Here is a 21,922-nt window from a genome sequence, read left to right as displayed (position 1 = left end):
CCCACTCGTTCGGGAAGCCCCGCTCAGCCGTTGACGGGGCGTCGGCCCGGGCGGAAGGCCTCGGCTGCGAGCAGTCCGGTGTCCGGGTTGTCGGTGAAGATTCCGTCGATGCCCTGTTCGAAGTAGGTCCGGAAGGCGGCGAGGGCGTCGCCGTAGGCGGCCGGATCCGTGCCCTTGCGGTACTCGGCCGGCAGGAAGCTGTTCTCGTTGCGCGCGGTGTAGGGGTGCAGCACCAGCCCGCGCGCGCGTGCGTCCTTCACCAGGGTGGTCGGGGTCCCGAGCCGGCCGTCCGCCGTGCGCGGCAGGATCAGGTCCATGGTGGGTCCGATGCCCTGGGCGAAGCCGGAGATCCACTTCAGGCCCTCGGGCTCGACCAGGTCGGCGACCGTCCGCGGGTCCTTGGCCTGTTCGAAGTCCCAGGGACGCGTGTTCGCCGCGGAGAGCAGCACCACGCGGGGTGCGGAAACCAGCCGGGAGAGCCGCTGGATGCTGGAGGGCTCGAAGGACTGGAGGAAGACGGCCGCACCCCGCCCGTCGCGCCCGTAGCGGCGCAGGAGCTTCGCGAGGGGCTCCTCCAGGCCGAGGCCGAGGCCGCGGAAGTGGCTGGGGTGCTTGGTCTCGACGTGCAGCCAGACCCGCTTGCCGCGCCGCTTGCCCTCGCGGTCGGCCCAGCGCAGCACCTCCTCGAAGGTGGGCACGGCCCACTGGCCGTCGTAGAGCGTGTTGCGCTGGCGGACGGCGGGGATGCGTTCCTTCGCGCGCAGGGTCTTCAGCTCGGCGAGGGTGAAGTCCTCGGTGAACCAGCCGGTGACGGAGACCCCGTCGACGGACTTGGTGGTGCGCCGGGCGGCGAACCCGGGGTGGTCGGCGACGTCCGTGGTGCCGCCGATCTCGTTCTCGTGCCGGCACACCAGGTGCCCGTCCTTCGTCGGGACCAGGTCCTGCTCCACGACGTCGGCGCCCAGGTCGAGTGCCAGCTGGTAGGAGCCGAGCGTGTGCTCCGGCCGGTAGCCGCTGGCACCGCGGTGGCCGATGACCGTGGGGTGGGGGAGGTCCCGGTACCCTCCGTCGCCGTGCCCGCCGCTCGTGGCGGACGCGGATCCCGCCGCGAGTCCGGCCATGCCGCCCCCGGCCGCCAGGACGGCCGCCCCCAGGACCGTGCGCCGTGCTGCCCCACCCTGTGTCATGAGTGCCACTCCTCGTCGTCGTGACGGGCCCGCGGTCCCGGGATCTCTGATGTCCCGGCATCTCGCGGCCCGTGACCGGCCTGCCGATGGTAGGCAAAACGCGGTGGCCGGAGGGGGTGCGGCGACGGCACATCCGGGGAACTTGGCGGAAACCTGTGTCAACACTCCGTATCCGACACGTGAACCCGATGTGCGCTCGGACGTGACCCGCGAGTATCGTCCTCACCTGCACCACCGTCGTGTGGTGGGTGCCAGAACCGCTTTTCGATGCCGGAGGGCCCACGTTGTTCCGTACGCGCCTCATCAAAGCCACTGTCGGACCGGTCATGCGCATGATGTTCCGCACCCGTGTGGAGGGCATCGAGAACATCCCCGGCGACGGCCCGGTGATCCTGGCGGGCAACCACCTCACCTTCATCGACTCCATGATCCTTCCGCTGGTGTGTGACCGTACGGTCCACTTCATCGGCAAGGACGAGTACGTGACGGGCAAGGGCATCAAGGGCCGCGCGATGGCCTGGTTCTTCACCGGCTCCGGCATGATCCCCGTCGACCGTGACGGCGCCAACGGCGGAGTCGCGGCCCTGATGACCGGCCGCCGGATCCTCGAAGAGGGCAAGATCTTCGGCATCTACCCCGAGGGCACCCGCTCCCCCGACGGCCGCCTCTACCGCGGCCGCACCGGCATCGCCCGCCTGACCCTGATGACCGGCGCCCCCGTGGTGCCGTTCGCGATGATCGGCACCGACAAGCTCCAGCCCGGCGGCGCCGGCATGCCGCGCCCGGGCCGGGTGACCGTCCGCTTCGGCGAGCCGATGGAGTTCTCCCGCTACGAGGGCATGGACCGCGACCGCTACGTGCTGCGCGCCGTCACCGACTCCGTGATGGCCGAGGTCATGCGGCTCTCGGGCCAGGAGTACGTGGACATGTACGCCACCAAGGCGAAGGCCGCGTAGTCCCCCGTCGTTCCTACTGCCGCTGGAGTGACCGGCTGACGCCCGCCGCCGTGGTGGTGGCGAGGATCCAGCCGGTCACGATCAGCAGGTACGACAACCACTGGTACCAGCCGCTCGGCGCGTAGGCGGACTCCTGCCCGAAGCCGATGATCGGCAGCATCAGGTCGATCGTGTAGAAGACCGCGTTGAAGTCCGGCGCCTCGCCCTGCTTGAGCGGGCGGGGCGGGGCGAGCGAGTAGGCGATCGTCCCGGTCAGCAGCAGCGCCAGCAGCCAGCCCGCCGCGCGCAGCGGCCGGAAGCCGTAGCCGACGGTGACGTCCTGGAGCAGCCCCCAGAGCCGGGCGGGCCGGGGCAGGGTGCGGCGGTGCCTGCGCAGCTTGGCGAGCAGCACCGTGCGGGCGGCCGGCTCGTCGCCCGCCGTACGGTAGGCCGCGGCGAGCTGTTCGTAGGCGTACGGGACGTACCCCGACTCCTCGCGCTCCAGAGCGGGCAGCCGCTCCTCCGCGGGCAGGTGCGGGGCGAGCGTGCGGTAGGTGAGCCCGTCGATGCGGATCGTTTCCGGCCAGGTTTCGGGCTGCATGTGCAGCATGTCGAACTGGGAGCGCCGCAGGTTCACCCCGCCCCGGAGGGTCTCGCAGTGCCTCAGCCACACCTCGCCGACGACACAGCTGGAGGCGCGCAGGGCGATCCCGTCGGGGTTGTCGAAGACGGCGCGGCTGAGGTAGAGCTGGCCCGGTATGCGCGAGCCCGTGAGGTTGACCAGGCCGCGGGCCTCCAGCCGGTGACCCCGCAGGTCGGTGCCGACGCTGAGGTTCTCGGCGTGCAGGGCGATGCCGCCGGGGGCGAGCAGGCGGGACTCGTTGAGGTTGACCTGGCCGCCGACGGTGGCTCCGTTCATGCGCGTCTGGCCGTGGACGGTGAGGTCCATGGCGATGATGTCCGTGCCGATGTCGACGTGGTTGAGCTGGAGCGCCGGCTCGTCCGCCTCCTCACCGGCCGAGGGGCCGATCACCGCCCCCTGGAGGAAGAGTCCGCCGGAGATCCTGGCACCCTGCAGGCGGACGGGGCCCGTGATCCGGCAGCAGGAGAGCCGCAGGACCACGTCGACGCGCAGGGTGGCCGCGGTGAGGCCGGGGAGGGTGGAGTAGCCGAGCACGAGGGCGCGCAACTGGGCGCCGTACAGCAGGGGTTTGCGCTCGAACCAGCAGTCGCGCAGCCGGATGGGATGGTCGACGACGGCGTACCGCAGGTCGAGCTTCCCGACGATCTTCGCGCCCTTGACCTTGAGTCCGGCGACCCGGCCCTCCTCGACGCGGCCGGCGCCCAGCAGCAGGGCGCGCAGCACCTCGGCGCGGACGGTCCGGTCCGGCCCCCAGCCGGCTCCGTCCACGGAGCTGTCGTCGGGCTGTTCGCGGAAGTCGACGCCCTCGCCGCGCGGGAAGGCGTCCCATATGCGGCGCTCGGCCGGGGTCAGGTCGTTGATCTCCATCGCCGGGATGGTGTCCCGCGGTTCGACGGACTGTCAACCACGGCCGGGACACCACCCGCTGGCGGGGCGTCAGTGCTCGATGCCGTCCTGGAGCCGCTGGCCCTTCAGCAGGAACCAGGCGGCCGCGGCGGTGGCCAGCAGTACGGCGGCACCGACGCCGGAGGCGAGACGCAGGCCGTCGACGAAGGCGTCCTGGGCGGCGTCCACCATCTGCGTGGCGGTGGCCGGGTCCAGTGACCTGGCGGCTTCGACGGCCCCGCCGAGGGACTCGTGCGCGGCGTCGGCCACCGGCCCCGCGGCGCCGGCCGGGGCGGTGAAGCCCTGGTAGACGCCGGTGACGACGGAGCCGAGCAGGGCGATGCCGAGGGCGGCGCCGAGTTCGTACGCGGTCTCGGAGACGGCGGAGGCCGAACCGGCCTGCTCCTTGGGCACGCTGGAGAGGATGACGTCGGCGGTGACGGTGAAGGAGAAGCCGGCGCCGAGGCCGACGACGAGCAGCGCCGCGCCGAGCACCGGGTAGCCGCTCTCCTTGTGGATCACGGTCAGGACGGCCAGGGCCAGGCCGATGGCGGCGAGGCCGCCGGCCACGACGGACCGTACGGAGTACTTGCGGGCGTACCTGCCCGCGATCAGGCCGGTGACCACCGCGCCGACAGCGGCGGGCAGTTCGGCGAGGCTGGCCTCCAGCGGGCCGCGGCCCTGCACGAGCTGGAGGAACTGCGAGAGGAAGAAGACCAGTCCGGATAGGCCGAAGACGGTGAGCAGGTCGGCGAGGACCGCGCCGGAGAAGCCGCGGTGCTTGAAGAGCCGCATGTCGAGCAGCGGGGACGGCAGGGTGAACTGGCGGCGGACGAAGGCGTACAGGGCGCCCGCGCCGAGCCCGGCGGTGGCCACGACCTCCCAGGTCAGGCCGTGGGTGGCGACTTCCTTGACGGCGTAGACCACGCTGATGACGCCGACGAGGGAGAGGCCGACGCTGACCAGGTCCCAGGGGCCGGCGACCGGGTTCTTGGACTCCGGCAGCAGCTTGATGCCGACGAGGACCAGGGCGATCATCACGGGCAGGTTGATGAGGAAGACCGAGCCCCACCAGAAGTGCTGGAGCAGGGCTCCGCCGACGACGGGGCCGACGGCCGCGCCGGCCGAGGCGGTGGCGCCCCAGATGCCGATGGCGAGGCTGCGCTCCTTGGGGTCGTGGAAGATGTTGCGGATCAGCGCGAGGGTGGACGGCATCAGGGTGGCGCCGGCCACGCCGAGCAGGGCCCGGGCGACGATCATCATCTCGGGGCTGGTGGCGTAGGCGTTGAGGACCGAGACGGCGCCGAAGGCGGTGGCGCCGACGAGGAGCAGCTTCTTTCGGCCGATGCGGTCGCCGAGGCTGCCCATCGACACCAGGAGTCCGGCGATGACGAAGGAGTAGATGTCGCCTATCCACAGCAGCTGGGTGCCGGACGGCTTGAGGTCCTCGCTGAGGGAGGGGGTGGCGAGGCCGAGTACGGTGGCGTCGACCGCGACCAGCAGCACGGCCAGGACGAGCACGGAGAGCGCGAGCCAGCGTCCCCTGCTCTTCTCCTCCGTCCCCGTCCGCCTGCTCAGCTGTTCGGTACGGCTCATTTCTCCACACTCCGTCTGGCGCCACCGAGCAGCAGCTCGATGATCATGTACTGAAAGTCCTTGGCGGCGACCCGGCCGTCCATGACGGCCCAGGCGCAACTGCCGATGAGGCCGTAGAGGGCCTCGGTCAGCCATGCGGGGCTCAGGTCGATCCGGATGTCGCCCTCTTCCTGGCCGCGCCGGAACAGGGCGGTGACGCGGGCGTCGAGCCGGGACCATCCCTCGTTGATCTGGTCGCCTTCGAAGAGCTGGTTCTCGGTGACGAGGAAGGCCAGCAGTTCGGCGTTGGGCTCGGCTTCGGCGACGAGGCGTCTGAGCGCCTCCACGGCCGTGCCCTCGTCGAGGCGGGCGTTGTCGAACGCCACCTCGAACTCCCGGATGCCGAGCTCTTCGAGGGCCCGTACGAGGGCGTCGCGCCCGGCGAAGTGCCGGTGGAGGGTCGCGCGCCCGATTCCGGCGGCGCGGGCGACCTCGTCCATCGTGGCGGTCGATTTGCGGGAGAGCAGGGCGGCCGCGTCGCGGAGCACCTGGTCACGATCCATGGCCATGAGACAAGCATACCCCGAATGAGACGTCAATGTCTCATTCGGCTCGAAAAATGCGCTGCCCTAGGGCGGCCGGAACGGAATCCTGCCGTGATGAAGCCACTCCTGCTGATCGACGTCGACGGACCACTGAACCCCTACGCGGCCAAGGCCCAGCGCCGCCCCGAGGGCTACACCACCCACCGGATGCGGCCGACGGGCTGGCGTGAGGCGGAGAGCGCGAAGCCGTTGCGGGTCTGGCTGAATCCCGCCCACGGGGAGGAACTGCTCGCCCTGGCGGACGCGTACGAACTGGTGTGGGCCACGACCTGGAAGGACGAGGCGAACGACTGGATAGGCCCCCACCTCGGCCTGCCCCGGCTGCCGTTCATCGACTGGCCGTCGATGCACGGCCGGGCGCCGCGCGGCACCTTCTGGAAGACGCAGTACATCCTCGAATACGCGGGCGAGCGGCCCTTCGCGTGGATCGACGACGACATCGGGGCCATGGACCGCGAGTACGTCGAGCGCCACCACCCGGCGCACGCGCTGCTGCTGCGGATCGACGAGCGGATCGGCCTGGTCCGCGAGGACTTCGACGCCCTGGCCGCATGGGCGGCTCCACAGCCGGACGGACGCGCATGGTGATTCGATCACCGCTGCCCGCGGCCGTTCTCGATCACCGCCGTCTGCCTGTAACGCCGAAGGGGCGGGGGAGCCCATCCGCTCCCCCGCCCCCGGCCGCGCTCGGGACCACCGCTCGTCGGCTACTGCTTGTGGATCGCCCAGGCGTGCTGGATGACCAGGTCGGCCTTCAACTCGGTCAGCTGGACCGCTACCGCCGAGGGGGCGGTACCGCCGCGGCCGTTGCGGGAGGCGAGGGCGCCCTTGACGTCGAGGACGGTGCGGACCTCGGGGGTCAGGTGCTCCGAGATCTTCGCGAACTGCTCGTCCGTGAGCTCGTCCAGCTCGATGCCGAGCGCCTCGCACTCCTTGACGCACTCGCCGGCCACCTCGTGCGCCACCCGGAACGGCACGCCCTGCTTGACCAGCCACTCCGCGATGTCGGTGGCGAGCGAGAAGCCCGCCGGGGCCAGCTCCTCCATCCGCTCCCGGTTGACCGTGAGGGTGGCCATCATGCCGGTGAAGGCCGGCAGCAGGACTTCGAGGGTGTCGCAGGAGTCGAAGACCGGCTCCTTGTCCTCCTGGAGGTCCCGGTTGTACGCCAGCGGCAGCGCCTTGAGCGTGGCGAGCAGACCGGTCAGGTTGCCGATGAGGCGGCCCGACTTGCCGCGCGCCAGCTCCGCGATGTCCGGGTTCTTCTTCTGCGGCATGATCGACGAGCCGGTGGAGAAGGCGTCGTGCAGGGTCACGAAGGAGAACTCCTTCGTGTTCCAGATGATGATCTCCTCCGCGATCCGGGACAGGTTGATCCCGATCATCGCGGTGACGAAGGCGAACTCCGCGACGAAGTCGCGCGAGGCCGTGCCGTCGATGGAGTTGCCGACCGAGCCCCGCTCGAAGCCCAGGTCGGCGGCGACCGCCTCCGGGTCCAGGCCCAGCGAGGAGCCGGCCAGCGCCCCCGATCCGTACGGGGAGACCGCGGTCCGGGTGTCCCACTGCCGCAGCCGCTCCGCGTCCCGGGACAGGGACTGCACGTGGGCCAGTACGTGGTGGGCGAAGAGCACCGGCTGCGCGTGCTGGAGGTGGGTCCGGCCCGGCATGGCCACGTCCGCGTGGGTCTCGGCGAGGCCGACCAGCGCGTCCTGGAGGTCCGCGATCAGACCGCCGATGATCCGGGCGTGGTCGCGCAGGTACATCCGGAAGAGGGTGGCCACCTGGTCGTTGCGGGAGCGCCCGGCGCGCAGCTTGCCGCCGAGGTCGGCGCCGAGCCGCTCCAGCAGGCCCCGCTCCAGGGCGGTGTGCACGTCCTCGTCGGCGATGGTGCCGGTGAAGGAGCCGTCGGCCACGTCGGCCTCCAGCCGGTCCAGTCCGGCGATCATGCGGTCGAGCTCTTCGGCCGTGAGCAGGCCCGCCTTGTGGAGCACGCGGGCGTGGGCGCGCGAGCCGGCGATGTCGTAGGGCGCGAGGCGCCAGTCGAAGTGGACCGACGCGGACAGCTTCGCGAGGGCCTCGGCGGGACCGTCGGCGAACCGGCCGCCCCAGAGCCGGACGTCACCGTTGTTGCTGCTCACAGCTACTGCTCCTCAAGACTGCATGGCATGTACGGCATGCTTCTGGATGTGAAACCGCCTCCCCGCCGCGGAGGAAACGGGGAGGCGGTCACGTACTGCTGAACGGTCAGGCGAGGTCGCGCCGCGCCGCGATCTTCGAGGAGAGGCCGAAGATCTCGATGAAGCCCTGCGCCTTGGACTGGTCGAAGGTGTCGCCCGAGTCATAGGTCGCGAGGTTGAAGTCGTAGAGCGACTCGTCCGACCTCCGGCCGGTGACGACGGCGCGCCCGCCGTGCAGCGTCATCCGGATGTCACCGGTGACGTGCTGGTTGGCCTCGTTGATGAAGCCGTCCAGCGCCCGCTTGAGCGGGGAGAACCACAGGCCGTCGTAGACCATCTCGCCCCAGCGCTGCTCGACCTGCCGCTTGTAGCGGGCCAGCTCGCGCTCGACGGTGACGTTCTCCAGCTCCTGGTGGGCGGTGATCAGCGCGATCGCACCCGGGGCCTCGTACACCTCGCGGGACTTGATGCCCACGAGACGGTCCTCGACGATGTCGATCCGGCCGATGCCCTGGGCGCCGGCCCGGTCGTTGAGCTGCTGGATCGCCTGGAGCACGGTGACGGGCTTGCCATCGATGGCGACCGGGACGCCCTCCTTGAAGGAGATGACGACCTCGTCGGCCTCGCGCGGCAGGGCCGGGTTCGAGGTGTACTCGTAGATGTCCTCGATCGGGGCGTTCCAGATGTCCTCCAGGAAGCCCGTCTCGACGGCGCGCCCGAAGACGTTCTGGTCGATGGAGTACGGGGACTTCTTGGTGGTCGCGATCGGGAGCTGCTTCTCCTCGCAGAAGGCGATCGCCTTGTCGCGGGTCATCGCGTAGTCACGGACGGGGGCGATGCACTTGAGGTCCGGGGCGAGGGCGACGATGCCCGCCTCGAAGCGGACCTGGTCGTTGCCCTTGCCGGTGCAGCCGTGGGCGACGGTCGTGGCGCCGTGCTTCTTGGCGGCGGCGACCAGGTGCTTGACGATGGCCGGCCGGGAGAGCGCCGAGACCAGCGGGTACCGGTCCATGTAGAGGGCGTTCGCCTTGATCGCCGGGAGGCAGTACTCGTTGGCGAACTCGTCCGACGCGTCGGCGACCTCGGCCTCGACCGCACCGCAGTCGAGCGCGCGCTTGCGGATGACGTCCAGGTCCTCGCCGCCCTGGCCGACGTCCACGGCGACGGCGATGACCTCGGCGCCCGTCTCCTCGGCGATCCAGCCGATGGCGACGGAGGTGTCCAGGCCGCCCGAGTAGGCGAGTACGACGCGCTCGGTCACGGGTTTCTCCTTACGGTGCATTCAACGACAGGCATAACTATGCACTACTCCGTATGTTTCGTCAATCGACCCCACCGTGACGCTCCTGACCAGGGCGAATATGAGGCGCGCGAGGGCCCGGCCACCGCCTAGGCTCGCCGGGTACGCGTGGACAGGGGAGGAACATGAGTGCCCGGGAACGACAGGACGCGCAGAAGGGGCGGGCCGCCGCGGCGGGACTGCTCGGCGGCCGGCGCGTCGGGATCGGCGGAGTCCGCCTCCCCGACCGGCCGGCGGCCTGGACCGCGTTCGACGAGGAGGTCCGCCGGGCCCGCGCCCACGGCACCTCGCTGCCGTGCTTCGACCGCCCGGAGACCCGCCTGTGCCACCGGGACGGACGGATCCGCGAGGCCGCGCTCGACGGGCCGGACCCGGCGCTCCCGCTCGTCGCGATCCGGTGTGCCGACTGGGTCCCGGCGGTCCGCGAACGCGCCCGCCGGATCCTCGGCGAGGCCTTGGCCGCCGACCCCGCGCGGACGCTGACCGACCTGACCCCGCTGGTCCTGCGGCTGGGCCGGCGGGAGCAGGGCGCCTGGGCGCTGGAGCGGTTCGAGGCCGCCCTGCGCGCCGAGGACCCCGTCCTCGCGCCGTGGTGGCGGCCGGCCCGGCCCGCGACCTGGTGGCGGGCCGAGCGGCCCGCGCACACCCGCACCGGCGAGCAGCCAGACACCGTGCTGGCGTGGCTGCGGTGGAGCCCGGACCTGGCGACCCGGCGCTTCGCCACCCGGATCACCCTCGACCGCGGGTCGTTCGGCGTACGGGAACTGGCCCGGCGGGCCGCCGTCGAGCAGGACGCGGTGACGAGCACCCTGTGGACCGACGCCGCCCTGGCTGCGCTGGCCGCGGGGGCTCCGGGCGACGCGCCGGACCGGGCCGACGCGGACGCGGCCGTCGACGCCCTGCTGGGCGGCCACCTCCCGATGGTCCGGGCCTCCGGGGTCACCGCCCTGCGCCGGGCCGGGCGGGCCGCCGAGGCCGTGCGCCACCTCACCGACCGCTCCGGAACGGTCCGGGCCTGCGCCCGCTGGCTCCTGCGCCAGGACGGGGGCGATCCGTACGCGTACCTCCGCGCACTGGTCGAGGACCCGGACCGGATCACCCGGTACGCCGTGACCGGCTTCGCCGAGTGCGCCGGCCGCGCGGACGCCCCACTGCTGCGCGCCCTGCTCGACCACCCCTGCGGGGCGGTCCGGGCGGCGGCCGTCGCCGGGCTGCGCCACCTGGACGTCACCGACCTCGGGCTGCTGCGGCCGCTGCTGGACGACCCCTCGCCGGGCGTGGCCCGGGAGGCCTCCCTCAGCCTGCGCGCCTCGGCGGGGCAGCTGCCCGCCGACTGGCTGCTGGCCCGCATCGCCCCCGGCCTGCCGCGCCACACCCGCCTGGCGGCGTACCGCGTCCTGCACGCCCGGGGCGGCGTGCCCGGACTGCGGGCCTCCGTGGAACTGCTGACGGACGAGGACGCGGGGCTGCGCGTGCTCGCCGGGCAACGCCTCGGGAGCCTGTGGTCCCCCTACCGGCCGCCCGCCCTTCCGGTCCGGGATCCGGAGGTCGGCGCCCTGCTGGACCGCTGCACCGGAGTGTTCAGCGACCACGTCCTGGAGCGGATGCGCTCCCAGCTGGGGCTCCCCCGCACGGGAACCGCGACGGAAGGATACTGATCGACGTGGGAAAGCTCTACGAACGAATAGACGGCCGCCTGCGCAAGTTCATCGAAGCGCAGCCGGTCTTCTTCACCGCGACCGCACCACTGGCGGGTGACGGTCACGTCAACCTGTCCCCCAAGGGCCGCGCCGGGACCCTGGTGGTCATCGACGAACAGACGCTCGCCTACCTGGACTTCGGCGGCAGTGGCGCCGAGACCCTCGCGCACGTCCGCGAGAACGGCCGGATCACCCTCATGTGGTGCGCCTTCAGCGGCCCGCCGAACATCGTGCGCATCCACGGCGAGGGCGAGGCGGTCTTCCGCGACGACCCCCGCTGGGGCGAGCTGATCCCCCTGTTCGGCGACGCCGACGGGCCGTCCGCGCGGGCGATCGTCCTCGTCCACGCCCGCCGGATCGCGGACACGTGCGGGTACGCCGTCCCCTTCATGGAGTACGAGGGCGAGCGCACCCTCCACGCGGAGTACTTCGGCCGCAAGACGGACGAGGAGTTCGCCGCGTACTGCGAGAAGAAGGAGTTCATCGAGACGAGCCTCGACGGCCTGCCTGCGCTGCCTCTGCCCCTTCCGCCCCGTACCGTCTGACATGTGCTGCGTACCGCTCTCGTCACCGGCTCACTGATCGTCAGCAGCCTGCTCCCGCAGGCCCCCGAGCCCCTGCCGTCCCGGCTCGCCGACACCGGCGGCGGCAGTCAGCTGATCATCGCCGTCGCCCCCGCCCCCGGTTCCACCACCGGTCGGCTGACCTGGTGGGACCGGTGGTCCCGGGGCTGGCACGAGGCCGGGAGCGCGCCCGCCCGTTTCGGGTCGAACGGCCTCACCGAGGGCGCGACCCGGACGCAGGGCACGAGTACCACACCGACGGGCCTGTACGAACTCCCGTACGCCTTCGGGATCCGGCGGGCGCCGGCCGGCACGGAGGTCCGCTACCGGCGGGTGCGGGGCGACTCCTGGTGGTGCCAGGACAACGCGTCCGCCCACTACAACCGCTGGGTGGAGCCGCTGCCCGCGGACTGCGCGCCGGGCGAGGCCGAGCACCTGGTGACGTACGAGAAGCAGTACGCGCACGCGCTCCTCATCGCCTTCAACTACGAGCGGCCCGTGCGCGGCCGGGGCGCCGGGATCTTCCTGCACGTCAACGGCAAGGGCGCGACGGCCGGTTGCGTGTCCGTGCCCGAGCGGGCCATGCGGGCGATCCTGCGCTGGGCGAACCCGCGCCGGCACCCGCACATCGCGATCGGCACGGAGGACGGGCCGCTCGCCGTCACCCGCTACTAGGTCCGCGGGCCTCGGGCTCGTCCTCGTCGGAGGCCCGGTACTCGTACGCGTCCTCCCACCAGACCTTGTCGTCCAGCCACTCGTCGTCCTCGTCGTCGGACTCCTCCACGACAACCTGGTCGACACCTCGCCACCTGCTGTCGTCGGCGCTGCTCCGCAGCACCCGGAGCCGTTGCCCTTCGTCCAGCGCCTCGAAGGCCGGGTGCGCTTCGGTGCGGATCAGGTCGCCCAGCGGGTCGCCGCACTCCGTCCGGGCCCGGACCTCCCGGTGCGCCTTCTCGGCGCAGAGCAGCGCCACCAGGCCGAGGCCGGCCACCACGGCGCAGGCCCATTCCCGTATGCCGTGCGGGCGCTCGGCCACCAGCAGTACGCTCGCCAGGACCCAGAAGAACATCGTCAGGACGATGCCCACGCAGCCGCAGCAGGCCAGTAGTTGGTTCCCCTCGCCGTCCTGCATCTTCGGGAGATCGGGCAGCAGGTCCTGCCGTTCGTTCCCGTACGCGCCGCTCCGCCGCCGGTACTCCTCGTCGCACCAGTCGATCCAGCCGAGGGAGACGGGCTCGGGATCGTGGCGGCGTACCGCTTCCAACAGGGCGGCGGGCAGCGGGTGGGCGGGCGTGCGCGCGGGGTCGCGGCCCTCCTCGGTCAGGAACGCCGCGCCTTCCCCGTCGATCCGGAGATACCCGTCGAGGACGAGTTCGGCGCCGGCCGCCTCGGTCGACTCGCCCCGCAGCACGGCGGCGTGGTACGGCTCCAGGCGGACGGCGGCGACGAGCCGGAGGATCTCGCGGCGGACCCGGACCCGGCGCCGCCACCGCAGGGCGAGGGGCCCGTACACGGCGGCGGTCACGAGGGACACGGATATGGCGAGGACGAATCGGAGCACGCCCCGAGGCTATGTCGGCGGGTCCGGGTCCGGCACCGGATTTCCGGCGCCCCGGACCGCCCCGCTCAGCCCTCCTTCTGCGCCAGCCGCAGGAGGTGGTCGGCGAGGGCCTGGCCGCCCGCCGGGTCGCGGCTGATCAGCATCAGGGTGTCGTCGCCGGCGATCGTGCCGAGGATCGCGCGGAGCTCGGCCTGGTCGATCGCCGAGGCGAGGAACTGCGCCGCACCCGGCGGGGTACGCAGGACCACGAGGTTCGCGGAGGCCTCCGCCGAGATCAGCAGCTCCCCGGAGAGGCGCCGCATGCGCTCCTCCTTCGCGGACTCGCCGAGCGGTGCCTGCGGGGTGCGGAAGCCGCCCTCGCTGGGCACTGCGTAGATCAGCTCGCCGCCGGTGTTGCGGATCTTCACCGCGCCCAGCTCGTCGAGGTCGCGCGAGAGCGTCGCCTGGGTGACGCTCAGCCCGTCGTCGGCGAGCAGCTTGGCCAGCTGGCTCTGTGAGCGGACCGGCTGCCGGTTGAGGATGTCCACGATCCGGCGGTGGCGCGCGGTGCGGGTCTGCGGGACGGCCTGTCCGACTTGCTCGTTGTCCTGCGCCTGGCTCATCGTCGTCTCATTCTTCGGTTCCGTCCCCGTTGGCTGCGTCGAGGATGCCGGGCAGGGCCCGGAGGAACGCGTCAGCCTCGGCCTCGGTGAGTACGTACGGGGGCATGAGCCGTACGACGTCGGGGGCGGGCGCGTTGACCAGGAAGCCGGCGTCCTGAGCCGCCTGCTGCACCTGGGGTGCGAGCGGCTCGGTCAGCACGATACCCAGCAGCAGGCCCGCGCCCCTGACGTGGGAGACCAGCGCGTGCCCCGAGGACTCGATCCCGGAGCGCAGCCGCTCGCTCCGGGCCTTGACCTGGTCGAGCAGCCCCTCGGAGGCGATGGTGTCGATCACGGCGAGGCCGGCGGCGCAGGCGACCGGGTTCCCGCCGAAGGTGGTGCCGTGCTGGCCGGGCTGGAACAGGTCGGCCGCGGCCCCGAAGAGGGCCACCGCGCCGATGGGCAGACCGCCGCCCAGTCCCTTGGCGAGGGTGACGATGTCGGGCTCGACGTCCTCGTGGGCCTGGTGCTCGAACCACTGGCCGCACCGGCCGATGCCGGTCTGGACCTCGTCGAGGACGAGCAGGGTGCCGGTGGCGCGGGTGATCTCGCGGGCGGCCGTCAGGTACCCGGCCGGGGGCACGACCACGCCGTTCTCGCCCTGGATCGGCTCGATGACGACGAACGCGGTCTCCTCGGTGACGGCGGCCCGCAGGGCCTCGACGTCGCCGAAGGGGACGTGGGTGACGTCACCCGGCAGCGGCCGGAAGGGCTCCTGCTTCTTCGGCTGGCCGGTGAGGGCGAGGGCGCCCATGGTCCGGCCGTGGAAGCCGCCGTCGGTGGCGACCATGTGGGTCCGCCCGGTCAGCCGGCCGATCTTGAAGGCGGCTTCGATCGTCTCGGCCCCGGAGTTGCAGAAGAAGACCTTGCCGGGGCGGCCGAAGAGCTGGAGCAGCCGCTCGCCGAGCGCGACGACCGGCTCGGAGATGAAGAGGTTGGAGACGTGGCCGAGGGTGGAGACCTGCTCGGTCACGGCCGCCACGATCGCCGGGTGGGCGTGGCCGAGCGCGTTGACCGCGATGCCGCCGACGAAGTCGGTGTACTGCTTGCCGTCGGCGTCCCACACCTGGGCGCCCTCGCCGCGCACGAGCGCGATGGCGGGGGTTCCGTAGTTGTTGGTCAGCGCACCCTGCCAGCGTGCGCCGTATTCCTGGTTGCCGGTGCCCGTCGTCATTGCGCTCCCCCTGGCTGTTGTCCGGGCTGTGGGTCGGGCACGACCATCGTGCCGATGCCCGAGTCCGTGAAGATCTCCAGCAGGATCGAGTGCTGGACCCGCCCGTCGAGCACGCGGGCGGTGTTCACGCCGTTGCGCACGGCGTGCAGGCACCCCTCCATCTTGGGCACCATGCCGCTGGACAGCTCGGGCAGCAGCTTCTCCAGCTCGCTGACGGTGAGCCGGCTGATGACCTCGTCGCTGTGCGGCCAGTCCGCGTACAGCCCCTCGACGTCGGTGAGGACCATCAGCGTCTCGGCGCCCAGCGAGGCGGCGAGCGCCGCTGCCGCCGTGTCGGCGTTGACGTTGTAGACGTGGTGGTCGTCGGCGCTGCGGGCGATGGAGGAGATGACCGGGATCCGGCCGTCCGAGAGCAGCGCCTCGATCGCGCCGGTGTCGATGGCGGTGATCTCGCCGACCCGCCCGATGTCGATGACCTCGCCGCCGATCTGCGGGCTGTGCTTGGTCGCCGTGATGGTGTGGGCGTCCTCGCCCGTCATGCCGACGGCGAGCGGCCCGTGCTGGTTGAGCAGTCCGACCAGCTCGCGCTGGACCTGGCCCGCCAGGACCATCCGTACGACGTCCATGGCCTCCGGGGTCGTGACGCGCAGGCCGGCCTTGAACTCGCTGACCAGGCCCTGCTTGTCGAGCTGGGCGTTGATCTGCGGGCCTCCACCGTGCACGACGACCGGCTTGAGGCCGGCCTGGCGCAGGAAGACCACGTCCTGGGCGAAGGCCGCCTTGAGGTCCTCGTCGATCATGGCGTTGCCGCCGAACTTGATGACGACGATCTTGCCGTTGTGGCGGGTGAGCCAGGGCAGCGCCTCGATGAGGATCTGCGCCTTGGGCAGGGCGGTGTGCTTGCGGGCGGTGCCGGGCTGGCCGGCCTTCTCGTCGCTCATGAGGAGTACGCGCTGTTCTCGTGGACGTAGTCGGCGGTCAGGTCGTTGGCCCAGATGACGGCCGACTCGTCGCCGGTGGAGAGGTCGGCGGTGATGCGGACCTCGCGGTCCTTCATCGAGACCAGGTCGCGGTCCTCGCCGACCGAGCCGTTCTTGCAGACCCACACGCCGTTGATGGCGACGCCCAGCCGGTCCGGGTCGAAGGCGGCCTTGGTGGTGCCGATCGCGGAGAGCACCCGGCCCCAGTTCGGGTCCTCGCCGTGGATGGCGCACTTGAGCAGGTTGTTGCGGGCGATGGACCGGCCGACCTCGACCGCGTCGTCCTCGCTGGCCGCGCCGATGACCTCGATGCGGATGTCCTTGCTGGCGCCCTCGGCGTCGCCGATCAGCTGGCGGGCCAGGTCGTCGCAGACGGTGCGCACGGCCTCGGCGAACTCCTCGTACGCCGGCACTTGGCCGGAGGCGCCGGAGGCGAGCAGCAGCACCGTGTCGTTGGTGGACATGCAGCCGTCGGAGTCGACCCGGTCGAAGGTGGTGCGGGTGGCGGCGCGCAGCGCCTTGTCGAGGGTGGCGCTGTCCAGGTCGGCGTCGGTGGTGAGGACGACGAGCATGGTGGCGAGGCCCGGGGCGAGCATGCCCGCGCCCTTGGCCATGCCGCCGACGGTCCAGCCGCCCTGGGAGACGGTGGCCGTCTTGTGCACGGTGTCGGTGGTCTTGATGGCGATGGCGGCGGCCTCGCCGCCGTCCTCGGACAGGGCGGCGGCCGCGGTCTCGATGCCGGGGAGCAGCTTGTCCATGGGGAGCAGGACGCCGATCAGGCCGGTGGACGCGACCGCGACCTCCCCGGCGTTGAAGTCCTCGCCGAGGACGGCGGCCACCTTCTCGGCGGTGGCGTGGGTGTCCTGGAAGCCCTTGGGGCCGGTGCAGGCGTTGGCGCCGCCGGAGTTCAGGACGACCGCGCTGACGGTGGCGCCGCGCAGGACCTGCTCGGTCCAGTGCACGGGGGCGGCCTTGACGCGGTTGGAGGTGAAGACGCCCGCGGCTGCCAGTCGCGGCCCCTTGTTGACCACGAGGGCCAGGTCCGGGTTGCCGTTGGCCTTGATCCCGGCGGCGATGCCCGCCGCCGTGAATCCCTGTGCTGCCGTGACGCTCACGGTGCGACTCCGATCGTCGAAAGACCCAGGCTCTCGTGGAGCCCCAGGGCGATGTTCATGCTCTGCACCGCGCCGCCGGCGGTGCCCTTGGTCAGGTTGTCGATGGCGCTGACGGCGATGATCCGCTGGGCGGACGCGTCGTAGGCGACCTGGACGTGGACGGCGTTGGAACCGTGGACGGACTTGGTGGACGGCATCCGGCCCTCGGGCAGCAGGTGGACGAACGGCTCGTCGGCGTACGCCTTCTCGTAGGCGGCGCGCAGCGATTCGGTGGTGGTGCCGGGGAGGGCCTTGGCCGAGCAGGTGGCGAGGATGCCGCGCGCCATGGGCACGAGGGTCGGCGTGAAGGAGACGGAGACCCGCTGCCCGGCGATGGGGCTCAGGTTCTGCACCATCTCGGGCGTGTGCCGGTGGCCGCCGCCCACTCCGTACGGGGTCACCGAACCCATCACCTCGGCGCCGAGCAGGTGCGGCTTGAGGGCCTTGCCCGCGCCGGAGGTGCCGGTGGCGGCGACGATCACGGCCTCCGGCTCGGCGAGCTGGGCCTGGTAGGCGGGGTAGAGCGCGAGGGAGACGGCGGTGGGGAAGCAGCCGGGGACGGCGATGCGCTTGGTCCCCTCCAGTGCGGTGCGGCAGCCCGGCAGCTCGGGGAGGCCGTAGGGCCAGGTCCCGGCGTGCGGGGCGCCGTAGAAGGCATCCCAGTCGGCGGAGTCCTTGAGCCGGTGGTCGGCGCCCATGTCGACGACGAGGACGTCCTCGCCGAGCTCTGCGGCGACCGCGGCGGACTGACCGTGCGGGAGTGCGAGGAAGACGACGTCGTGGCCGGCGAGGACCTGGGCGGTGGTCGCCTCCAGGGTGCGCCCGGCGAGCGGCACGAGGTGTGGCTGGAGGGAGCCGAGGAGCTGTCCGGCGTTGGAATTGCCGGTCAGCGCGCCGATCTCCACTTCGGGGTGCGAGAGCAGGAGGCGCAGGACTTCCCCGCCCGCGTACCCGCTCGCTCCGGCCACCGCTACACGTACCACCATCGGACCCTCCTCATCGATGGCATGACTATACGTACGTCCGCACGTTTATGCAATGTTCTGGATCTCGGTGGGAGGGACGCACGGGAGGATCCGGCGCCTGTGGCGCCCTACGGAAGATGTCTAGCAGGAAAGGACCCGCTCCGGCGGCGATTCCGCCGGTCGCGTCAGCCTGTCGGTCCGGCCGCGCGCGGGGCCGTCCCGTCGACGAGACGGTGCCTGACCCATACGTTCGGCTCCACGTAGACGGCGTAACCCTGCTCCGGTTCGCAGTGCACCGGGGCCAGGGCGCCCGGCACGCGCACGGGGCCGGCGGCGTGGAAGGGCAGTCCGGTCCACTCGCGCCACTGGGCGAGCGAGCCGGTGATCGTCATCGACAGCGGCGCCACCGAGTGGACGACCCCGCCCGCGCGGACGTGGACGCGCAGCCACGGGTCGTGCGGGAGGCCGGCCGCGCGGGTCCGGTACGCGTACTCGTGCATCGAGGTGTCCGGCTCGGCCGGCTTCCCGCTGGGCCGGACCGGGGCCACCACCTCGGCGAAGCCACGGGCCCGGGCGTTGTCCCGCATCGCGGCCGGCATCAGCCCGGAGAGCCCCTCGCCCTGCCGGTCGGTGGCCACGGTGATCTCGATCGCGCTCACCGTGTCGGGCCGCACCCCGCGGCGCAGGTCGGAGAAGGCCCACAGTCGGCCAGCTCGGTCGTCATCCGCGGGTACAGCAGCCAGGCGAGCGCGTCATGGGCGGCGAACGGCGGCCACGGGTCCTTCATGTCCCAGAGCCGATCCGCCAGTTCGGGCCGCTCAACCAGTGTGGTGATGCGTATCGGGGTCACCCGGGCACCCTGACGACCTGACCGGCCCGTCTCGAACGCGTTTACGCCGGGGCCTGGAGGGAGAGGTACCAGCGGCGCGACCAGCCGGTGAGGGTCACGGTGGACAGCGGCCGGACGTCCACGTTCCAGTAGGTCAGCGGGGGCGCCTGCAACGCGTAGACCAGGGCCGCCCGGACCACCGAGGGCTCGGCCACCGCCACGATCGCGCCTCCGTCGTCGGCGGGCCGGGTGTCGAGCCAGCCGCCGATCCGGGAGATGAAGGCGAGCAGGGACTCGCCGCCGTGCGGGGCGGCCCGCGGATCACTGAGCCACAGGTCCACCGCGTCGGGTTCGCGGGCGGTCACCTCGGCCAAGGGTCAGCCCCCGCCAGCGGCCCATGTCGCACTCGCGCAGTGCGGGCTGCGCGAGGGGCGCGTACCCGAGGGCGTCGGCGGTGGCCCGGCTGCGCGGGGTCGGCGAGCAGTAGCGCAGCTCGGCCGCGCCCAGGGGCACGAGGTCCCGGGCGGCGGACTCCACCGACCGCCAGCCGGCTCCGTCCAGCGGGCGGTCGTCGTCGAAGCGCTCGGCGAGCAGCGAGGAACTACGGGCTGCGGCAACGAGCGAAACCCGAACATGCATGCGGTGATGGTGAGCCGCGAACGGCCGGGGGTCAAGCTTTCCGCAACGAGCCCGTCTGCGGGCCCGGGCGGCTACCCGCCCAGGCCCGCCCGCAGCCGCTGGACGGCCTCCACCAGCTCCCCCGGCCCCGACACCCCGGCGAAGCTCAGCCGGACGTACGGGCCGGGCGGTTCGGCGCAGAAGTACGGCCGGCCCGGGGCCACCGCGACCCCGGCGCGCAGGGCCGCCGCCGCGAAGGCCGCGTCGTCGGCTCCGTCGGCCATCCGCAGCCACAACTGGTAGCCGCCCGAGGGCAGGTGGCTCAGCGTCAGCCCGGGCAGCTCCCGGCGCAGGGCCCCCGCGAGCACGTCCCGCCGGTGCCGCAGCTCGGCGGCCACGGTGCGCAGGTGGCGCGGCCAGGCGGGCGCGCCGACCAGTTCCAGGGCTGCCTCCTGGAGCGGCCGGGACACGAAGAAGGTGTCCACGACCTGGATGGCGCGCAGCCGGTCCACCACCGGACCGCGGGCGGCCAGCGCACCCACGCGCAGGCTGGGCGAGGTGGCCTTGGTCAGGGACCGGACGTGCACGACGACCCCGTCGTGGTCCTCGGCGGCCAGGGTCGCGGGCAGCGGACCGGCGTCGTCGTGGCCCAGGGCGCGGGCGTAGTCGTCCTCGACCACGAAGGCTCCGGCGGCGTGCGCGATCCGCAGCACCTCGGCCCGCCGCGCGGGGGCCAGTACCGCCCCGGTCGGGTTCTGGAACAGCGGCTGGCATACGAACACGCGCGCCCCGGTCGCCTCGAAGGCGGCGGCCAGCAGCTCCGGCCGCACCCCCTCGGCGTCCACCGGGACGGGCACGGGCCGGCAGCCGGAGGCGCGGGCGATGGCCAGCAGCCCGGGATAGGTCGGGGACTCCACCAGGATCGGCGCCCCGGGCGGGGCCAGCGCCCGCAGGGCGGTGGTCAGCGCGCTCTGCCCGCCCGCGGTGACCAGTACGTCGGCGGCCGCGACGGCCCCGCCGATCTCGCGGGCGAACCAGTCGCGGAGCTCGGGCAGCCCCTCCATGGGCGGCCGGTCCCAGGCTCCGGGGCGCCGGCCGGCCCGGGCGAGCGCGGCCGCCATGGCCCGCTCGGGCTGGATGGAGGCGTGCAGGTAGCCGCTGTTGAGCCCGATCACGCCGGGCGGCGGTGCGGCGAGACAGGCCAGCACCCCGGAGGCGTCGACCGAGCGCGGCACGATCTCGCCGGGGGCCTCCGCACTGAGGGCGACCTCCTGCCAGGAGGTGTCCCCGGGCACGGCGGGCGCCGTGCGCGGGGAGGCGCGGAAGACCCCGGCGCCGGGCCGGGTGACGACGAGGCCCTCGGCGGCGAGCTGCGCCAAGGCCCGGGAGACGGTGACGGGGCTGACCCGGTAGCGCTCGACCAGGGCCCGGCTCGACGGGAGCTTTCCACCCACCGAGTAGCGGTTGAGCTCGGACCGCAGAGATTCCGCCAGCTCCGCCACACTGCTACGCTCGTTCATGACAGCACAGAATAGCGCTACTCTCCCAAGGGCGATAGCGGTCAAGAGTCCGGTGGGCCGCGGTACCGCCCTCGCCTCACTCGGCGTCCTCGCCTTCTCCCTGACCTTCCCCGCCACCGCGTGGGGCCTGGAGAGCTTCGGGCCGTGGTCCCTCGTCGCCCTGCGCAGCGTCCTCGCCGCCGTCATCGCCGGATCCTTCCTGCTGGCCCGCCGGGTCCCGCTGCCCGCCCGCGAGCACTGGGCCGCTCTCGCCGTGGTCGCCGGCGGGGTGGTCGTCGGCTTCCCGCTGCTCACCACCCTCGCGCTGACGACCTCCACCACCTCGCACGCCGCCGTCGTGGTCGGCCTGCTGCCGCTCACCACCGCCGCGCTGTCCGCGCTGCGCACCGGCGCCCGGCCCTCGCGCGCCTTCTGGGCGGCGGCCGTCGCCGGGGCCGCGGTCGTCATGGGCTTCACCCTCGCGCAGAGCGGCGGCGCCCTCTCGGCCGGCGACGCCTACCTGTTCGGCGCCCTGCTGGTGTGCGCCGCCGGGTACACCGAGGGCGGTCGCCTCGCCCGGACCCTGCCCGGCTGGCAGGTGATCGGCTGGGCGCTGGTCCTGTGCCTGCCGCTCAGCCTGGCCGGCTCCGCCCTCGGCCTCGCGTACGAGCCGGTGCACCTCGGCGGGCACGGGCTGGTCGGGCTGGTCTGGGTGGCGGCCGGCTCCACCTTCCTGGGCCTGTACGTCTGGTACCGGGGCATGGCCGAGATCGGCGCACCGCGCGCGAGCCAGCTCCAGCTCGCCCAGCCGCTGCTGACCCTGGTCTGGTCGGTGGCGGTGCTGGGCGAGCGGCTCACCCCCGCCGCGCCGGCCGCCGCCTGCGCGGTCCTCGTCTGCATCGCAGTCACCCAACGGGTCAAATAGCCCCGGTAC

General features: G+C 72.6%; 21 protein-coding genes and 1 pseudogene. 6 read left to right on the top strand and 16 right to left on the bottom strand.

The annotated features are described in order from the left end of the window. Positions 1-23 precede the first annotated feature (23 nt). Complete coding sequence (locus IF88_RS0100270) at positions 24-1,187, bottom strand: glycerophosphodiester phosphodiesterase (protein ID WP_030706196.1); 1,164 nt, start codon at positions 1,185-1,187, stop codon at positions 24-26. 326 nt (positions 1,188-1,513) lie between these two features. Here IF88_RS0100270 and IF88_RS0100265 point away from each other — a divergent pair, with 326 nt between their 5' ends. Further along, a complete protein-coding gene (locus tag IF88_RS0100265; RefSeq protein ID WP_037805411.1) occupies positions 1,514-2,143 on the top strand; it encodes a lysophospholipid acyltransferase family protein in 630 nt (209 codons plus the stop codon). A 13-nt stretch (positions 2,144-2,156) separates the two neighbouring features. Here IF88_RS0100265 and IF88_RS0100260 read toward each other — a convergent pair whose 3' ends face one another. The 3 genes from IF88_RS0100260 to IF88_RS0100250 form a co-directional block, all read right to left on the bottom strand. Next, on the bottom strand, positions 2,157-3,632 hold the full coding sequence (locus tag IF88_RS0100260; protein WP_030706191.1) for a hypothetical protein: 1,476 nt from the start codon (positions 3,630-3,632) through the stop codon (positions 2,157-2,159). A gap of 69 nt (positions 3,633-3,701) precedes the next feature. Then, entirely contained in the window at positions 3,702-5,246 is a 1,545-nt protein-coding gene (locus IF88_RS0100255) for an MFS transporter (RefSeq protein ID WP_030706190.1), read from the bottom strand. Further along, positions 5,243-5,794, bottom strand: a complete 552-nt coding sequence (locus IF88_RS0100250; RefSeq protein WP_030706189.1) for a TetR/AcrR family transcriptional regulator — start codon at positions 5,792-5,794, stop codon at positions 5,243-5,245. Before IF88_RS0100250 ends, IF88_RS0100255 begins: the two co-directional genes overlap by 4 nt. A gap of 90 nt (positions 5,795-5,884) precedes the next feature. On the opposite strand from IF88_RS0100250, the gene IF88_RS0100245 reads away from it, so the two are divergent. Continuing rightward, positions 5,885-6,418: an HAD domain-containing protein gene (locus tag IF88_RS0100245; protein WP_030706188.1), complete on the top strand. Its 534-nt coding sequence runs from the start codon at positions 5,885-5,887 to the stop codon at positions 6,416-6,418. Between the two features lie 119 nt (positions 6,419-6,537). On the opposite strand, the gene argH is transcribed toward IF88_RS0100245, so the two are convergent. Together argH and IF88_RS0100235 are read right to left on the bottom strand one after the other, a co-directional pair. Beyond that, the gene (argH, locus tag IF88_RS0100240) at positions 6,538-7,965 is read right to left on the bottom strand and encodes an argininosuccinate lyase (RefSeq protein WP_030706186.1); all 1,428 of its coding nucleotides are present in this window, start codon (positions 7,963-7,965) and stop codon (positions 6,538-6,540) included. Between the two features lie 106 nt (positions 7,966-8,071). Then, complete coding sequence (locus tag IF88_RS0100235) at positions 8,072-9,265, bottom strand: argininosuccinate synthase (RefSeq protein ID WP_030706184.1); 1,194 nt, start codon at positions 9,263-9,265, stop codon at positions 8,072-8,074. A gap of 164 nt (positions 9,266-9,429) precedes the next feature. Here IF88_RS0100235 and IF88_RS0100230 point away from each other — a divergent pair, with 164 nt between their 5' ends. The 3 genes from IF88_RS0100230 to IF88_RS0100220 are packed head-to-tail and all read left to right on the top strand — an operon-like array spanning position 9,430 to position 12,242. After that, entirely contained in the window at positions 9,430-10,962 is a 1,533-nt protein-coding gene (locus IF88_RS0100230; RefSeq protein WP_051836215.1) for a hypothetical protein, read from the top strand. A gap of 5 nt (positions 10,963-10,967) precedes the next feature. Then, positions 10,968-11,549: a pyridoxamine 5'-phosphate oxidase family protein gene (locus IF88_RS0100225; RefSeq protein ID WP_030706180.1), complete on the top strand. Its 582-nt coding sequence runs from the start codon at positions 10,968-10,970 to the stop codon at positions 11,547-11,549. A gap of 6 nt (positions 11,550-11,555) precedes the next feature. Further along, entirely contained in the window at positions 11,556-12,242 is a 687-nt protein-coding gene (locus tag IF88_RS0100220) for a L,D-transpeptidase family protein (protein ID WP_030706178.1), read from the top strand. On the opposite strand, the gene IF88_RS0100215 is transcribed toward IF88_RS0100220, so the two are convergent. From IF88_RS0100215 to IF88_RS0100175, 10 genes and pseudogenes are all read right to left on the bottom strand, one after another. After that, entirely contained in the window at positions 12,229-13,128 is a 900-nt protein-coding gene (locus tag IF88_RS0100215) for a hypothetical protein (protein ID WP_030706177.1), read from the bottom strand. The genes IF88_RS0100220 and IF88_RS0100215 overlap by 14 nt on opposite strands. Before the next feature lie 65 nt (positions 13,129-13,193). Then, positions 13,194-13,730: an arginine repressor gene (locus tag IF88_RS0100210; RefSeq protein WP_030706175.1), complete on the bottom strand. Its 537-nt coding sequence runs from the start codon at positions 13,728-13,730 to the stop codon at positions 13,194-13,196. 7 nt (positions 13,731-13,737) lie between these two features. After that, a complete protein-coding gene (locus IF88_RS0100205; RefSeq protein WP_030706173.1) occupies positions 13,738-14,943 on the bottom strand; it encodes an acetylornithine transaminase in 1,206 nt (401 codons plus the stop codon). Next, a complete protein-coding gene (gene argB, locus IF88_RS0100200) occupies positions 14,940-15,884 on the bottom strand; it encodes an acetylglutamate kinase (protein WP_030706170.1) in 945 nt (314 codons plus the stop codon). Before argB ends, IF88_RS0100205 begins: the two co-directional genes overlap by 4 nt. After that, on the bottom strand, positions 15,881-17,038 hold the full coding sequence (argJ, locus tag IF88_RS0100195; RefSeq protein WP_030706169.1) for a bifunctional glutamate N-acetyltransferase/amino-acid acetyltransferase ArgJ: 1,158 nt from the start codon (positions 17,036-17,038) through the stop codon (positions 15,881-15,883). Before argJ ends, argB begins: the two co-directional genes overlap by 4 nt. After that, entirely contained in the window at positions 17,035-18,063 is a 1,029-nt protein-coding gene (argC, locus tag IF88_RS0100190; RefSeq protein ID WP_030706167.1) for an N-acetyl-gamma-glutamyl-phosphate reductase, read from the bottom strand. The genes argJ and argC overlap by 4 nt, the downstream gene beginning before the upstream one ends. 164 nt (positions 18,064-18,227) lie before the next feature. After that, positions 18,228-18,701: a hypothetical protein gene (locus IF88_RS39875; protein WP_420710886.1), complete on the bottom strand. Its 474-nt coding sequence runs from the start codon at positions 18,699-18,701 to the stop codon at positions 18,228-18,230. Then, a complete protein-coding gene (locus IF88_RS49500; RefSeq protein ID WP_051836213.1) occupies positions 18,698-18,892 on the bottom strand; it encodes a hypothetical protein in 195 nt (64 codons plus the stop codon). Before IF88_RS49500 ends, IF88_RS39875 begins: the two co-directional genes overlap by 4 nt. Positions 18,893-18,933: 41 nt before the next feature. After that, positions 18,934-19,510: pseudogene (locus IF88_RS39870) on the bottom strand (histidine phosphatase family protein). A gap of 71 nt (positions 19,511-19,581) precedes the next feature. After that, positions 19,582-21,009, bottom strand: coding sequence for a PLP-dependent aminotransferase family protein (locus tag IF88_RS0100175; protein WP_030706164.1), 1,428 nt, complete (start codon positions 21,007-21,009; stop codon positions 19,582-19,584). Between IF88_RS0100175 and IF88_RS0100170 the strand changes: the two genes are divergently transcribed. Further along, positions 21,008-21,913, top strand: coding sequence for a DMT family transporter (locus IF88_RS0100170; protein WP_030706162.1), 906 nt, complete (start codon positions 21,008-21,010; stop codon positions 21,911-21,913). The genes IF88_RS0100175 and IF88_RS0100170 overlap by 2 nt on opposite strands. The last annotated feature ends 9 nt before the right edge of the window (positions 21,914-21,922 follow it).

The organism is Streptomyces sp. NRRL F-2580, from assembly GCF_000720115.1.
Lineage (GTDB): Bacteria > Actinomycetota > Actinomycetes > Streptomycetales > Streptomycetaceae > Streptomyces.
This window is presented reverse-complemented; position numbering and strand designations above follow the sequence as displayed.

Bases quoted from the DNA above. Each gene is read 5' to 3' on its own strand.
- IF88_RS0100270 (WP_030706196.1), bottom strand. From the start codon at position 1,187: ATGACACAGGGTGGGGCAGCACGGCGCACGGTCCTGGGGGCGGCCGTC.
- IF88_RS0100265 (WP_037805411.1), top strand. From the start codon at position 1,514: ATGCGCATGATGTTCCGCACCCGTGTGGAGGGCATCGAGAACATCCCC.
- IF88_RS0100260 (WP_030706191.1), bottom strand. From the start codon at position 3,632: ATGGAGATCAACGACCTGACCCCGGCCGAGCGCCGCATATGGGACGCC.
- IF88_RS0100255 (WP_030706190.1), bottom strand. From the start codon at position 5,246: ATGAGCCGTACCGAACAGCTGAGCAGGCGGACGGGGACGGAGGAGAAG.
- IF88_RS0100250 (WP_030706189.1), bottom strand. From the start codon at position 5,794: ATGGCCATGGATCGTGACCAGGTGCTCCGCGACGCGGCCGCCCTGCTC.
- IF88_RS0100245 (WP_030706188.1), top strand. From the start codon at position 5,885: ATGAAGCCACTCCTGCTGATCGACGTCGACGGACCACTGAACCCCTAC.
- IF88_RS0100230 (WP_051836215.1), top strand. From the start codon at position 9,430: ATGAGTGCCCGGGAACGACAGGACGCGCAGAAGGGGCGGGCCGCCGCG.
- IF88_RS0100210 (WP_030706175.1), bottom strand. From the start codon at position 13,730: ATGAGCCAGGCGCAGGACAACGAGCAAGTCGGACAGGCCGTCCCGCAG.
- IF88_RS0100205 (WP_030706173.1), bottom strand. From the start codon at position 14,943: ATGACGACGGGCACCGGCAACCAGGAATACGGCGCACGCTGGCAGGGT.
- argB (WP_030706170.1), bottom strand. From the start codon at position 15,884: ATGAGCGACGAGAAGGCCGGCCAGCCCGGCACCGCCCGCAAGCACACC.
- argC (WP_030706167.1), bottom strand. From the start codon at position 18,063: ATGGTGGTACGTGTAGCGGTGGCCGGAGCGAGCGGGTACGCGGGCGGG.
- IF88_RS0100170 (WP_030706162.1), top strand. From the start codon at position 21,008: ATGACAGCACAGAATAGCGCTACTCTCCCAAGGGCGATAGCGGTCAAG.
- IF88_RS0100175 (WP_030706164.1), bottom strand. From the start codon at position 21,009: ATGAACGAGCGTAGCAGTGTGGCGGAGCTGGCGGAATCTCTGCGGTCC.